9 protein-coding genes are annotated in these 14,253 nt (G+C 72.7%); 6 read left to right on the top strand and 3 right to left on the bottom strand.

Annotated elements, in window-relative coordinates; all coding sequences use genetic code 11:
* Nucleotides 1–7: 7 nt before the first annotated feature.
* Nucleotides 8–628, bottom strand: coding sequence for a hypothetical protein (locus CFRA_RS01050; RefSeq protein WP_075663084.1), 621 nt, complete (start codon nucleotides 626–628; stop codon nucleotides 8–10).
* 558 nt (nucleotides 629–1,186) lie between these two features.
* Between CFRA_RS01050 and leuA the strand changes: the two genes are divergently transcribed.
* The 5 genes from leuA to CFRA_RS01020 all read left to right on the top strand — a co-directional run bounded on the left by leuA (nucleotide 1,187) and on the right by CFRA_RS01020 (nucleotide 8,840).
* Nucleotides 1,187–3,007 (top strand): 2-isopropylmalate synthase, encoded by a 1,821-nt coding sequence (gene leuA, locus CFRA_RS01045; protein WP_075663083.1) that lies wholly within the window; start codon nucleotides 1,187–1,189, stop codon nucleotides 3,005–3,007.
* A 403-nt stretch (nucleotides 3,008–3,410) separates the two neighbouring features.
* The gene (locus CFRA_RS01040; protein ID WP_075663082.1) at nucleotides 3,411–4,166 is read left to right on the top strand and encodes a LamB/YcsF family protein; all 756 of its coding nucleotides are present in this window, start codon (nucleotides 3,411–3,413) and stop codon (nucleotides 4,164–4,166) included.
* The gene (locus CFRA_RS01035) at nucleotides 4,163–6,262 is read left to right on the top strand and encodes a 5-oxoprolinase subunit B/C family protein (RefSeq protein WP_075663081.1); all 2,100 of its coding nucleotides are present in this window, start codon (nucleotides 4,163–4,165) and stop codon (nucleotides 6,260–6,262) included. The genes CFRA_RS01040 and CFRA_RS01035 overlap by 4 nt, the downstream gene beginning before the upstream one ends.
* A complete protein-coding gene (locus CFRA_RS01030) occupies nucleotides 6,259–8,073 on the top strand; it encodes an acetyl/propionyl/methylcrotonyl-CoA carboxylase subunit alpha (RefSeq protein WP_075663080.1) in 1,815 nt (604 codons plus the stop codon). The genes CFRA_RS01035 and CFRA_RS01030 overlap by 4 nt, the downstream gene beginning before the upstream one ends.
* Nucleotides 8,070–8,840 (top strand): GntR family transcriptional regulator, encoded by a 771-nt coding sequence (locus tag CFRA_RS01020; protein WP_245797616.1) that lies wholly within the window; start codon nucleotides 8,070–8,072, stop codon nucleotides 8,838–8,840. Before CFRA_RS01030 ends, CFRA_RS01020 begins: the two co-directional genes overlap by 4 nt.
* A gap of 648 nt (nucleotides 8,841–9,488) precedes the next feature.
* Here the strand turns inward: CFRA_RS01020 and CFRA_RS01015 are convergent.
* Nucleotides 9,489–10,307, bottom strand: a complete 819-nt coding sequence (locus tag CFRA_RS01015) for a putative hydro-lyase (RefSeq protein ID WP_075663079.1) — start codon at nucleotides 10,305–10,307, stop codon at nucleotides 9,489–9,491.
* Nucleotide 10,308: 1 nt separating this feature from the next.
* Nucleotides 10,309–11,520, bottom strand: coding sequence for an NRAMP family divalent metal transporter (locus tag CFRA_RS01010; protein ID WP_075664778.1), 1,212 nt, complete (start codon nucleotides 11,518–11,520; stop codon nucleotides 10,309–10,311).
* A 298-nt stretch (nucleotides 11,521–11,818) separates the two neighbouring features.
* On the opposite strand from CFRA_RS01010, the gene CFRA_RS01005 reads away from it, so the two are divergent.
* On the top strand, nucleotides 11,819–13,567 hold the full coding sequence (locus tag CFRA_RS01005) for a hypothetical protein (protein WP_075663078.1): 1,749 nt from the start codon (nucleotides 11,819–11,821) through the stop codon (nucleotides 13,565–13,567).
* Nucleotides 13,568–14,253 lie beyond the last annotated feature (686 nt).

Below are 14,253 nucleotides of genomic sequence, written 5' to 3'. Positions count from 1 at the left end.
AGATTCATCAGGCCTGGAAGGTCCAGGTCAGCGGCTGCGAGATGGTGCCGCCCTGCAGGTCGTTGCCCACCGACTCCGGCAGCCCGACCGTCACGGTGAACGGCCGTTCGGCGCCCGGGTCCACCGGCGCCGTCAGGTTGAAGGACTGGCCGGCCAGCCCGGCGGCGGTGCCCGAGTAGAGCTGGGTGGCGCCGTCGGAGATGGTCACGGTCATCACGTCACAGGCGCTGGCGGTCGTGGTGCCCTCCGGCCCCTCGGCTGCGGTGCAGGCGCCCGCGGCCAGCGTGAACTCGGCCGCCTGGACCGAGCCGGTGTTGGCGATCGTGACGGTGGTGGAGTTCTCGTCGCCGGGCACCATGGCCATGTTGCCGCCGTACTTGTTGATGGACGTACAGGTGGCCGCGTTGCCCTCGCCGTCGGTGGAGGTGCAGGTGACCTCCTGGCCGTCCGCGCCCGGACCGGTCTCCTGCATGACCAGGGAGCCGGCGCCGGCCTGGTTGCCGTCGTTGGTGATGCTCGCGGTGTACGCACCGAGGGTGCCGATCCCCAGCGAGGCGAAGATCGCCGCCGAAGCCGCCACGGCAGGCACGACCCACTTACGGTTGTTGTTGCTCCTGTGCTTGGACATGTCTGTCACGTTTCCTCTCACCCCCGGCGCGGTTCCAGATTCCCGGCCTGACCTCAAATTACGTATCCGAGCTTATCCAAGAACACGGCCCACGTGCAATATTCTTTAAGTTTTTCCCAAGGTTTTGTGTCCGCCCCCACGTTCCCACCTGAACGGGGGTATGCGCCTCAACAGGCACCGGGCTGTTGTATGCTGCCTCACATGCAGCGGACGAGCATTCTTCTCCTTCTTCGCCGCGGCGGGCTTTAACCCCAGGTCACACACGGCCGGCGCCCCGTCGCGGAGATCGGCGATGCCGGCCGTGGGCACTGGAGACACACCCGAGACTCCAGCCCTCCCCCTCCACAGGCGGGACGGGCGGAGGGACCGGACCCCGCCACCAGTCGCCGCCCCGCCACCCGCGGACCACCGCAACGTACTCGCACAGGGCGCCCCACACGGGCGTCGGAAAGCGACGAAACGGTCCGAGACCGCCGACACCGCACAGGAACCCGAGGCAGGCACCACGACCTGACTGAAGCGACGCACCCGAGCACGAAGAAGAAAAGGACGCACCCCATGGCCCCCTCCCAGAACACCATCTCCGCCCCCAACCAGATCCACACCCCGGACGGCGAGCCCTACGAGGGCCAGCCGAAGTGGAACAAGCAGCGCGGCTCGTCGATGCCGGTCAAGCGCTACCTGTCCTACGCACAGGAGGTCGAGGACTTCTCGCTGCCGGACCGCACCTGGCCGGACCGCAAGATCGAGCACGCGCCCGTATGGTGCGCCGTCGACCTGCGCGACGGCAACCAGGCGCTGATCGACCCGATGAGCCCCGAGCGCAAGCGCCGCATGTTCGAGCTGCTGGTCGAGATGGGCTACAAGGAGATCGAGGTCGGCTTCCCGTCCGCCTCCCAGACCGACTACGACTTCGTCCGCGAGATCATCGAGAACGACATGATCCCCGACGACGTCTCCATCCAGGTGCTGGTGCAGGCGCGCGAGCACCTGATCCGCCGCACCTTCGAGGCCTGCGAGGGCGCGAAGAACGTCATCGTGCACTTCTACAACTCGACGTCGATCCTGCAGCGCCGCGTCGTCTTCCGTAAGGACAAGGAGGCCATCAAGAAGATGGCCACCGACGCCGCCGAGCTGATCAAGTCCATCGCCGCCGACTACCCGGACACCAACTGGCGCTGGGAGTACTCGCCGGAGTCCTACACCGGCACCGAGGTCGCCTACGCCAAGGAGGTCTGCGACGCGGTCGTCGAGGTCATGGACCCCAGCCCCGAGCACCCGATCATCCTGAACCTGCCCTCGACCGTCGAGATGATCACCCCGAACGTCTACGCCGACTCCATCGAGTGGATGGACCGCAACCTGAACCGGCGCGACTCGATCATCATCTCGCTGCACCCGCACAACGACCGCGGCACCGGCGTGGCCACCGCCGAGCTGGGCTACCTGGCCGGCGCCGACCGCATCGAGGGCTGCCTGTTCGGCAACGGCGAGCGCACGGGCAACGTCGACCTGGTCACCCTGGGCCTGAACATGCTGACCCAGGGCGTGGACCCGCAGATCGACTTCTCCGACCTGCCGCGGGTGCGTGCCACCGTCGAGTACTGCAACCAGCTGCGCGTACCCGAGCGCCACCCCTACGGCGGCGACCTGGTCTTCACCGCCTTCTCCGGCTCGCACCAGGACGCGATCAACAAGGGCATGGACGCCCTGGCCGACTCCGTGGTCCCGGGCGCGACCAACGCCGAGGTCACCTGGGAGCAGCTGCACGACGCCGTCTGGGAGGTGCCCTACCTGCCGATCGACCCGAAGGACGTCGGCCGCGACTACGAGGCCGTCATCCGCGTGAACTCCCAGTCCGGCAAGGGCGGCGTGGCCTACATCATGAAGACCGACCACGGCATGCGCCTGCCGCGCGCGCTGCAGGTCGAGTTCTCGCAGGTGATCCAGGCGGTGACCGACTCCGAGGGCGGCGAGGTCAACTCCAAGAACATGTGGGACATCTTCGCCGGGGAGTACCTGGACCGCGACACCCCGCTGGCGCTGAACCAGATCCGCGTGGCCACCCCGGAGAACGACGGCGAGCCGACGCAGGTGACCGCCTCGGTGACCTACGAGGGCCAGGACCGCGAGGTCACCGGCTCCGGCAACGGCCCCTTCGCGGCCTACGCCAACGCGCTGGAGGAGCTGGGCGTGGACTTCGAGAACATCAAGTACGAGCAGCACGCGCGCACCGCCGGCGACGACGCCGAGGCCGCCTGCTACGTGTTCGCGGAGATCAACGGCTCCCAGGCCTGGGGCATCGGCATCGACCCCTCGACCATGGAGGCCACCATGAAGGCGATCACCTCGTCGATCAACCGCGCGCTGGCGGCGTAACGGCCGGCGCGGCCGGCTGACGGCGGGCCGCTGGCGCGGCCGGTGCGGCCGGCGCGGCCGTCCGGCGGCTGACGGCCGGCAAGGCCGGTCAACGGCTGGCGACGCGACAGCCGGCGCGGCCAACCACTGAAAAGGGGCACGGGACCTGCGGAGACGCAGACCCCGTGCCCCTTCGCACATCCTCTGCGGGGGTCAAGTTCGCGACACACTTCACACTCGAGGGTGTCGGGGGTTACACTCGGATTGTTCAACAATCCATGTCGACGCACGTGTCCCGGAGGCCCCGGAGCACCCGGCCCCGCCGGAACCCACCGTCCCCGGACACCCGGGGACGGACCCCGGCCCCGGAACCCCGGACCGTGCGCCGCACCCGAACACCCGATACCGGAGGAGCCGCACAGCGATGACGACCATCGACCTCAACGCAGACCTCGGAGAGTCCACGGCGGGCAACCCCGTCGCCGACGACGCCGCCATGATCGGCCTGATCTCCAGCGCCAACGTGGCCTGCGGCTTCCACGCCGGGGACCCGCACGGCATCGCCACGACCCTGGCGTCCGCCGCCGAGCGCGGTGCGGTCGTCGGCGCGCACGTCGGCTACAACGACAAGGCCGGCTTCGGCCGCCGCTTCATCGACTACGCGCCGGCGGAGCTCGCCGACGAGATCACCTACCAGATCGGCGCGCTCGACGCCCTGGCCCGCGCCAACGGCACGAAGGTCAGCTACGTCAAGCCGCACGGCGCGCTCTACAACACGATCGTGCGCAACGAGGAGCACGCCCAGGCCGTCATCGACGGCGTGCGCGCCTTTGCGGACCTGCCGCTGATGCTCCTGCCCGGCGGGGTGGCCGTGGACCTGGCCGAGAAGGCCGGCCTGCGCGTGGTCCGCGAGGCCTTCGCCGACCGCGCCTACAACCCGGACGGCACGCTGGTCTCCCGCCGCGAGGCCGGCGCCGTTCTCACCGACCCGGAGGCCGTGGCCGCCCGCGTGCTGCAGGTGGCCACCTCCGGTGCGGTCACCGCCCGCCACGGCAGCGTCCTCGAGGTCGACGCCGAGTCCGTGTGCGTGCACGGCGACTCCCCCGGCGCGGTCGAGCTGACCCGCGCCGTCGTCGAGCGCCTGGGCGCCGAGGGCGTCAAGATCGAGGGGTTCCTGTGAGCCAGTCCCCCGACACCGCCGCCGGCGCGCCCGGCCCGGCCGTCCACCGCGTCGGCTCGCGCGCCATCCTGATCGACCTGCCGGACCTGGAGACCGTCCTGGACTGGCACGCCGCCCTGACCGCCGAGCCGCTGCCCGGCCAGGTCGAGGCCATCGCCGCCGCCGAGACCCTGCTGGTGGTCACCGACTCGCACGCCGCCGCGCGCGACGCCGCCCGCCGGCTCGCCGAGTTCACCCCGCCGAAGCGCGACACCGCCGGCGCCCGCGAGATCGTCATCGACGTCGTCTACGACGGCGACGACCTCGAGGCCGCCGCGAAGGCCGTGGGCAAGACGCCCGACGAGCTCGTCGAGTGGCACACCTCGACCGCCTTCACCGGCGCCTTCGGCGGCTTCGCCCCCGGCTTCACCTACTGCACGGCCGCCGACGAGGCCGATGCCATGGACGTGCCCCGGCGCTCCTCGCCGCGCACCGCGGTGCCCGCCGGCGCGGTCGGCCTGGCCGGCTCCTTCACCGCCGTCTACCCGCGCACCTCGCCGGGCGGCTGGCAGCTGATCGGCACCACCCGCCACCGCATGTGGGACCCCGAGGCGGACTTCCCCGCCGCGGTGCGCCCCGGCGACACCGTGCGCTACCGCGCCGTCGACGAGCACCCGGCCGAGCCGCCGCGCGCCGAGCGCGAGCGCCACGCCCGCCCGCACCGGCCGGTGGCCCGCCTGGTCTCGACGGGCATGCAGACCCTGCTCGAGGACCGCGGCCGCGCCGGCCACGGCGACCTCGGTGTGACCGGCTCCGGCTCGGCCGACCGCGCCGCCGCCCGCGTGGCCAACTCCGCGGTGGGCAACCGGCCGGGCGCCGCCGTGCTGGAGAACATCGGCGGGCTCGAGCTGACCGCCCTGGTCGACACCGTCGTCGCCGTCACCGGCGCGCGTGCCGACGCCCGCGTGCGCACCACCCCGGTGCGCCTGGGCTCCCCGGTGCTGCTGCCCGCCGGCTCCACGCTGAAGGTCGGCCCGGCCACCCTCGGCGCGCGCACCTACGTCGCGCTGCGCGGCGGCATCGTCGCCGCCGCCGAGCTCAGCTCCGTGGCCACCGACCAGCTCTCCGGCCTGGGCGCGGCTCCCCTGGAGCCCGGCGCGCTGCTGTCGGTGCCCACCGACGCGCGCGGCACGGTCTCGCCCGCCCAGCACAACCCCGTGCGCGTCCACGACGCGGGCAAGGGGCGCACCGGCGCGGTGCTGCGCTGCGTGCCGGGCCCGCGTGACGACTGGTTCCGCGACGGCGTCGCCGCCCTGACCTCGCGCGCCTGGTCCGTGACCGCCCAGTCCAACCGCGTGGGCCTGCGCCTCGAGCCCGACGCCGTCGAGCTGCCCGTCCAGGCCGCCATCGACGCCTTCCGCTCCGCCGGCCCCGCCAGCGGCGGCCACCGCGCCGGGCGCGTGAAGCTCGCCGGCACCACCGCCGACGCCGAGCTGCCGGACAAGATTTCCGACGCCGCGCGCGCCGCCGACAGTGCGGCGCCTGACCACAGTGCGGCGCCTGACGACGGTGCGGCGCCTGGCGACGGTGCGGCGCCTGACGGCACCGCACCCGGGAGCTCCGCGCCCGGGGACGAGGACGACTCCGACCGGGCCGTCGCAGACGGCACGGGCGCTGACGCAGCCACGGCGAGGGCGGACGCGGCGGCGGCCGACGCGGCGTCGGCAAGCAGGCGGCGACGCAGGCGCGGCGGCCCGCCCATCGAGCGCGTGCGCGACGGCGAGCTGGCCAGCGAGGGCATGATCGCCGGCTGCGTGCAGGTCCCGCCCAACGGCGCGCCCGTGATCTTCCTGCGCGACCACGCCGTCACCGGCGGCTACCCCGTGATCGCCACCGTGGTCCACGAGGACCTCGACATCGCCGCGCAGCTGCCGCCCGGCGCGCGCGTGCAGCTCATCGCCGTCGACCCCGACACCCTCGAACCCCTCGGCCAGGTCACGGACCCGGCCACCATCACCGAATCCGCCGAATCCGCCGAACCCGCTGAACCCGCAGACACCGACGCTGCCGACAGCGCAGACGCCGCCGACACCGCTGACACCAAGGAGACGAAGTGACCGACTTCCCGCTCAAGAAAGTTCTGATCGCCAACCGCGGCGAGATCGCCGTGCGCATCGCGCGCGCAGCCCGCGACCTGGGCATGAAGTCCATCGCCGTCTACTCCGAGGCCGACGTCGACGCGCTGCACACCCGCGTCGCCGACGAGGCCTACGCCCTGCCCGGCTCCACCGCCCGCGAGACGTACATGAACGTCCCGGCGCTGCTGGACATCGCCGACCGCGCCGGCGCCGACTGCGTGCACCCCGGCTACGGATTCCTCTCGGAGAACTCCGACTTCGCCCGCGCCGTCGAGGACGCCGGGCTGACCTGGGTCGGCCCGTCCTCCCAGGCGATCGACCTGCTCGGCGACAAGCTCTCCGCCCGCGAGCTGGCCACCAAGGCCGGCGCCCCGCTGGCCCCGGGCACCCCGGACCCGCTGAGCAGCTGGGAGCAGGCGCGCGACTTCGCCGACGAGCACGGCCTGCCCATCGCCATCAAGGCGGCCTTCGGCGGCGGCGGCCGCGGCCTGAAGGTCGTCCACGAGCGCGGCGACATCGAGGAGGCGTTCCTGTCCGCGGGCCGCGAGGCCGGCGAGGCGTTCGGCCGCTCCGAGTGCTACGTGGAGAAGTTCCTCACCCACCCGCGCCACGTCGAGGCCCAGGTGCTCGCGGACACCCACGGCAACGTCGTCGTCCTGGGCACCCGCGACTGCTCGACGCAGCGCCGCTACCAGAAGCTCATCGAGGAGGCCCCGGCGCCGTTCCTGACCGACGAGCAGCGCGAGGGCATCACCGAGGGCGCCCGGTCGATCTGCCGCGAGGCCGGCTACACCTCGGCGGGCACGGTGGAGTACATCGTCGCCGAGGACGGCACGGTCAGCTTCCTCGAGGTCAACACGCGCCTGCAGGTCGAGCACCCGGTCACCGAGGAGACCACGGGTGTCGACATCGTCGCCGAGCAGTTCCGCGTCGCCGCGGGCCTGCCGCTGTCGATCACGGAGGACCCGACCCCGCGCGGGCACGCCTTCGAGTTCCGCATCAACGCCGAGGACATCGCCAACGGCTTCGCGCCCTGCCCGGGCACGGTCACGCTGCTGGACCCGCCGACGGGTCCCGGTGTGCGCGTCGACGCGGGCGTGCGCACCGGCGGCACGGTGCCCAGCTACTACGACTCGCTGCTGGGCAAGCTGATCGTCTGGGGCCCGGACCGCGAGGTCGCGCTGCGCCGCGCGCGCCAGGCGCTCGCCGAGTTCGAGGTCACCGGCGTGCGCACCGTGCTGCCCTTCCACCGCGACATGGTCGACCACGAGGTGCTCTCCGCCGAGGGCTTCGGCATCTACACCGACTGGGTCGACTCCGAGTACACCCCGCACTTCCGCACCGCGCACGACGACATCGCCGCGATCTACCAGGAGCGCACGGCCCTGACCGTGGAGATCGACGGGCGCGCCCACGAGCTGCGCCTGCCGGTCGAGCTGCTCTCGCTTGCCGACGCCGCGTCGACCGGCGCGGGCGGTTCCGCTGCGGGTGGCCCCGGCGCCGCGGGCGGCGCCGGCGGTGGTTCGGGTGCCGGCGCGGGGTCCGGTGCCGGGTCCGGGTCTGGCGCGGCTGATGACGGCTCGGTGCCGGTGACGGCCTCCTTCGCCGGTTCGCTGGTGGAGTGGAAGGTCCCCGACGGCGCCGCCGTGGACAAGGGCGAGGCCGTGGCCACCGTCGAGGCGATGAAGATGGAGTCCACCATCACCGCGCCGGCCGGCGGCACGCTGACCCAGGAGATCTCCGAGGGCACGCAGTTCGGCCAGGGTGACCGCCTGGGCTCGATCGCATGACGGTCAAGGTCGACAAGGCTGCCGCGGAGGCGGCCGGGGTCACCGGGGCCGGTGCGGCTGGGGCCGCCGGGTCCGCGGGTGCCGACGGGTCCACGGCCGCCACCGGGTCCACCGACGCCGGAACGGTCATCCGGGCGGATGCCGCGGCCACCCGGCTGCGCCGGGAGATCTCGGCGGGCGACTTCGCCCCCGGCGAGAAGCTCAACGAGGTCGCCGTCGCCGCCCGCCTGGGCGTCTCGCGCAACACGCTGCGGGAGGCCTACGCGATGCTGGCCGCCGAGGGCGTGGTCGAGCGGATCCCCTACCGCGGGGTCTTCCTGGTCACCCCGACGCCCGCGGACGTCGACGATCTCTACCGGGTCCGTGCGACCGTGGAGCCGGCCTGCCTGCTGTGGGGCGACGATCCGGACACCGCTGAGCTGCAGGGCATCGTCGCCGAGGCCCGCGAGAGCCTCGAGGCCGGGGACCTCGCCGCGGTCGCCGCGTGCAACCAGCGTTTCCACCGCCGCATCGTCGCGACCTCCGGGGCCCCGAGCCTGGCGGAGTTCAGCGACCGGATGCTCGCGCGCATGCGCCTGGTCTTCCTGCTGGTCACCCGATTCGAGCCGGACTTCCACGCCGACTACGTCGAGCAGAACGCCCGGGTGACCGAGCTGGTGGCCGCCGGGGACCGCGAGGGCGCGGCCGCGGCGCTGCGCGAGAGCCTGCTGGCCACAGCGCAGCGCATCATCGCGATCCTCGAGAGCGCGGAGAGCACAGAGAAGTAGGCCCCCGGTCCGGCCCTACCGGCCCCATCTCCGGGCCGGCCGGTCCCATCTCCGGGTCAGCTGGCCCCATCTCCGGGTCGACCGGCCCCATTTCCGGGTCGACCAGCTCCATTTCCGGGTCGGCCGGTCCCGTCTCCGGGCCGACCGGTCACATCTCCGGGCCGACCGGTCACATCTCCGGGTCGACCAGCTCCATTTCCGGGTCGGCTATCCGTGCACCCGCCCGTCACGCCCTCCGGAACCGACTTTTTGTGTCATCCCAGGAGTGAGGCCAAAAGCTGACCTGGGAAAACCGGTTCGTTGGACTCCCCCATGACACATTTTCTCGGTTCTCACCCCCTGAAGGACCGAAACGCGGAGGAATGACCGACGGCATGACCGAAACGAGAGCCAGCCAGCCTCACTATGGCTCGACCGATCCCATTTCCGGGTCGACCGGCCCCATCTCCGGGTCGACCGGTCCCATCTCCGGGCCGACCGACCTCATTCCTGGGTCGGCTACCCGCGCACCCGCCCGTCACGCCCTCCGGAACCGACTTTTTGTGTCATCCCAGCCCCGAGGTCAAAAGCTGACCTGGGAAAACCCGGTTCGTTGAACTCCCCCATGACACATTTTCCTGGTCACCGCCCGCGGGATAACAGCCGCCCTCACGGGACCTGGAAGTCAGAGTCCTTCAGGTCCGTGATCAGCATGTGGCCCGGGGCGTGGCTGACGGCGAACTCCGGCTTCGAGGCCATCACCGCCGCCTGCGGGGTGACACCGCAGCCCCAGAAGACGGGGATCTCGCCCTCGGCGATCTCGACGGCCTCGCCGAAGTCCGGCCGGGAGATGTCCTCGATCCCGATCGCGGCCGGGTCTCCCACGTGCACCGGCGCCCCGTGCACCGACGGGTAACGCGAGGTGATGCGCACGGCGTCGGCGACCTGCGCGGCCGGCATCGGGCGCATCGAGACCACCAGCGGACCGGAGAAGCGGCCCGCGGGGCGGGTCGGCACGTTCGTCCGGTACATCGGCACGTTGCGGCCCTGGTCGATGTGGGCCACCGGCACCCCGGCGTCCAGCAGCGCCGACTCGAAGGTGAACGAGCAGCCGATCAGGAAGCTGACCAGGTCGTCGCGCCAGACCTCGCTGACGTCCGCGACCTCGTCGACGAGCTCGCCGTCGCGGAAGACGCGGTAGGCGGGCACGTCGCGGCGGATGTCGCCGCCGGGCATGACCTCGCTCTCCAACTGCCCGGCCTCGAGGACCTCGATGATCGGGCAGGGCTTGGGGTTGCGCTGCGCGAAGAGCAGGAAGTCGAAGGCGTCGGCCGCCGGCAGCGAGAGCAGGTTGCACTGCACGTAACCTGCCGCGATCCCCGCGGTGGGCCGCACCGCGCCGCCGCGGAACGCGGCGCGCGCCTCGGCGGGGGTGGTCGCGGCGCCGAGCACCGGGGCGTCGGAAATCGAAGAAGCCGCCTCAGTCATCTCAGCCCCACAGCGCGACGATGTCGGAGAAGGTGAACACGCCCAGGTAGACGGTGAAGATCCAGGCCAGCGCGCCGAGGACCAGCAGCCACTTCGGGTAGGCCTGGCCGTGCAGCAGGTCGCGGCGGCGCCAGGCGACCCAGCCGACGATGGTGAAGCCGATCGGCAGGATCAGGCCGTTGAAGGCGCCGGCGAAGATGAGCAGCTGCTGCGGGCCCTTGCCCAGCAACAGGTAGCCCACGGCGCACACGGCGATGAAGGCGATGGTCAGCCAGCTGCGGTTGGCCTGCGAGGTCTCCTGGCCGGTCACGAAGCTGACCGAGGTGTAGGACGCGCCGATCACGCTGGTCAGGCCCGCGGAGAAGAGCACCACGCCGAAGAAGCGCAGGCCGATCTCACCGGCGGCGTGCTGGAAGGCGTCGGCGGCGGTGTTGTCTTCGGAGAGCGCCACGCCGGTGGCGACCACGCCGAGCACCGCCAGGAAGAGCAGGATGCGCATGACGCCGGTGACGATGATGCCGAGCACGGAGGTCCTGGTGATCTCGCCGACGTTCTCGGGGCCGGTGTAGCCGGAGTCGATCATGCGGTGCGCGCCGGCGAAGGTGATGTAGCCGCCGACGGTGCCGCCGATGAGGGTGGTGATGACCACGCCGTCGATCTCCTCGGGCATGACGGTGTTCTTCAGCGCCTCGCCGACCGGCGGGGCGGAGACGACCGCGACGTAGAGCATGACCAGGACCATGATCGCGCCGAGCACGACGACGATGCGGTCGAGCGCCACGCCCGCGCGCCGCGAGATGAACACGAGCACGGCGATGACGGCGGCCAGCCCGCCGCCGATGATCGGGTCGAGGCCCAGCATCGCGTTGAGGCCGAGGCCGGCGCCGGCGATGTTGCCCATGTTGAAGGCGAGTCCGCCGAGGAAGACGAGGCCGCCGAGGACCCAGCCCAGGTAGGGCAGCACGGCGTTGCCGAGCTCGTTGGCGCGCAGGCCGGAGACGCCGAGCACGCGCCAGACGTTCAGCTGGATGGCGATGTCGACGAGGATGGACACCATGATGGCGAAGGCCAACGAAGCGCCCATCTGGACGGTGAAGACGCTGGTGGTGGTGAGGAATCCGGGCCCGATGGCACTGGTGGCCATGAGCATCATGGCCCCGTACATCGCGCCGCGGCGCGGGGTGGCGGCCTTGCGCACCTCGGCCTGCGTCATGCGGTGGTGTCCGTCGGTGTGTCCGTCGGCCCGCGCGGCCCCGGCCTGCGCGCCCGCGGGGGACGCACCGGTCTCGTCGGGGGTGGTGGCTTCGGGGACCCGGTCGGCGTTGCTCACGTCGGCGCCGCCTTTCTGCGTCGGGATCTCGTGTGGTGCGGCTCATATTAAGGCCGGGAGTGACGTGTGACAAATCAATTGTTCAACAATTCCCCGCGCCACCCCCGCACCCCGCCGTGTGCGGTGCGACACCGGGCGCGTGCAGGCCCGGAAGCGCAGGCCGCCCGCTTAAACTGGGGCCATGAACCGCCCGCTCTACCCGCTCCCCCTCGTCACCGCCGGCGGCGGCGCCCGCGTCCCCGTCGACGCCGCCAGCCAGGGCGTGCTGCTCTCCCTGCTCGGCGGCACCGACCCCGCCGGCGAGCGCCTGCACCTCACGCGCGACGAGTACCGGGGCGGGCTGATCGTCCACCACGGCCCGGCGCGCATCGGCCGCCTGCCTCAGGCGGTGCTGGACACCTACCCCCAGCTGGGCCACCTGCTCAACGAGGGCCTCTCCCCCGCCCCCGGCGTGGCCGTGACCCCCGAGCCGGGCTCCGGGCGGCTGACCGCCGAGCTGCTGCTGCCGGCCCCGGGCCTGGTCATGCCCGCCAACTCCGCGCCCGATGAGCCGTGGGCGCTGCTCCCCGAGGGCTCCCGGCGTGCCGTGGACACCGCCGCCGGAGAGGGCACCGGCCCGCTCGAGCGCGTGGTGCCCGCGCAGTTCCTCGCGGTGCTGCGCGTGCTCGACGGCACCGTGGTGGCCGCCGTCGACGGCCACGTGGTCGGCCCGCTGACGGCAGCCGACTCCGCCGCGGTGCGCGACCTGGTCGGGCACTTCGCCGCGCTGGGGCTGGTGCCCGTCGCGCGCCTCTACATTTACGACGCCGCGCCCGACGACGTGGGCGGGGACGGTGACGGTTCGCTTGCCGACGTCGCGTCCGGCTCCCGCAGCGTGGTGGTCGACGTCCGCGACGCCGCCTCGGCGACGGAGGCCGACCTCGAGCCGCAGGTCAACCCGTTGCCCGCGGTGCCGGCCTACCGCCCGGCGACGGGCAGCTTCCCGGTCGTCGGCGCGGAGGCGAAGGAGTGGACGGTCACGGTCGCGGGTGCCACGGTCACCGACGAGCTGCCGGCGATGACCCCGGAGCGCATCTCGCGGCTGCGCGAGGTCGCTCCGCCGACGATGCCGATGCCGGCCAGGCCGACGGCCGGCGCCGCCGCGACTGACGGCGGTGCGGCGGACCACGCTGCGACTGACCACGCTGCGGCTGACCGCGCTGTGACTGACGGCGCTGCGGCGTCACGGCCCGGGCGGACCGCGCCCGCCTCCCCCACCCCGGCGCCCGAGCGCGCCGCGGCGATGGGCTTCCCGCTGGTCACCCCTGAGCAGGTCGCCGCCGACCGGCGCAGCAACCCGGCTGCGCCGGCTGACGCGCGGGCGCAGGTCGGTTCGGACGATCCCGCCGGCTACACCACCTCGGGGCCCGCCGAGCCGGGCACCTCCCCCGGGCCCGCCGGGGCCGCCGGGCGCGCCAATCCCGTTGTGTCCGCCGGATCCGCCGGGTCGGCCGGGTTCGCCGGGGCGGACGGACACGGTGAATACGACGAGCCCGACGAGTACGACGGGCCCGCCGACGAATACGACGAATACGTCGATTACGGCGACGACCCCGACTACGCCTACTCCGACTACGACGACTTCGACGATGACGCCCGCGGCGACCACGGTGATCACGGCGATCACGGCGACTACGACGACTACCGCGGGTCGGCGCACTCCCTGGAGGCCGGCGGACACGTACCCGCCCACGCGGCCGGGAAGAAGCGCCCCGCGCTGTGGCCGGGGCTGCTGGCGATCCTCATCGGCGTCGCGCTGGTGGCCGGCGGCGCGATCCTCGGCTTCGCGACCACGGAGGCCGTCGTGGTCGCCGTCGTCGGCGCGGTGCTGACCCTTCTCGGGGTCGCGGCCCTGGTGCGCCGCAGCCGGTTTAAGATGGACCGACGATGACCAGCACACAGACCGGAGACGCCGAGGGCGCGACCGACCGCTCCGCCGCACGGACGGGGAACGGCGGCAGCCAGAGCGGACAGGGCGGCCAGGGCTCCCAGAGCTCACAGGGCAGCCAGGGCAACCGCGGCGGCCAGAGCGCACAGGGCAACCACAGCGGCCAGGGCGACTCCGCCGACGCGAAGTCCGGCGGTAACGGACGCTCCCGCAACCGGCGCCGGCGCCGCAGGCGCGGCTCCCGCCGTCGCGGCGGCACCGGCCGCAACAACCAACAGGCCCGCCACGAGGGCGGCCAGGCCGGCGAGCAGCAGAACGGCGGCCGGAACGACTCCGCCCAGAACGGCACCGAGACGAACGGCCGGGGCCGGACCGACAGCGAGGCGCAGCGCGCTGACGGCCGGGGCGACAGCGGCAACGACGGCCAGGACGCCAACGGCAGCCACGGACAGAACGCTCAGAACGGCCGGAGCGGCGACCGCGACCGGAACGGCGAACACGGCCGGAGCCGTAAGTCCGGCCGCCGCCGGGGCGGCCGCTCCCGGCGCCGCTCGAACCGCAACAACCCGCACCGCGGCACCGCGAACCAGAACGACGCGGACAACGCGAACGGCGGCAACGACGCGGACAACAACAACGGCTCGCGCCACCGCGGCGACGACCGGCACGACGCCCGCGACCGGCGCGGC

Origin of the sequence: Corynebacterium frankenforstense DSM 45800 (assembly GCF_001941485.1) — a bacterium.
In the GTDB taxonomy this organism is placed as follows: domain Bacteria; phylum Actinomycetota; class Actinomycetes; order Mycobacteriales; family Mycobacteriaceae; genus Corynebacterium; species Corynebacterium frankenforstense.
Note: the sequence above shows the minus strand (reverse complement) of the source record. Positions and strands in the feature narration are given on the sequence as shown.

What these genes read in the sequence shown, in the direction of transcription:
- CFRA_RS01050 (WP_075663084.1), bottom strand. Translation starts at nt 628, where the DNA reads ATGTCCAAGCACAGGAGCAACAACAACCGTAAGTGGGTCGTGCCTGCC.
- CFRA_RS01040 (WP_075663082.1), top strand. Translation starts at nt 3,411, where the DNA reads ATGACGACCATCGACCTCAACGCAGACCTCGGAGAGTCCACGGCGGGC.
- CFRA_RS01010 (WP_075664778.1), bottom strand. Translation starts at nt 11,520, where the DNA reads ATGACGCAGGCCGAGGTGCGCAAGGCCGCCACCCCGCGCCGCGGCGCG.
- CFRA_RS01020 (WP_245797616.1), top strand. Translation starts at nt 8,070, where the DNA reads ATGACGGTCAAGGTCGACAAGGCTGCCGCGGAGGCGGCCGGGGTCACC.
- CFRA_RS01015 (WP_075663079.1), bottom strand. Translation starts at nt 10,307, where the DNA reads ATGACTGAGGCGGCTTCTTCGATTTCCGACGCCCCGGTGCTCGGCGCC.
- CFRA_RS01005 (WP_075663078.1), top strand. Translation starts at nt 11,819, where the DNA reads ATGAACCGCCCGCTCTACCCGCTCCCCCTCGTCACCGCCGGCGGCGGC.
- leuA (WP_075663083.1), top strand. Translation starts at nt 1,187, where the DNA reads ATGGCCCCCTCCCAGAACACCATCTCCGCCCCCAACCAGATCCACACC.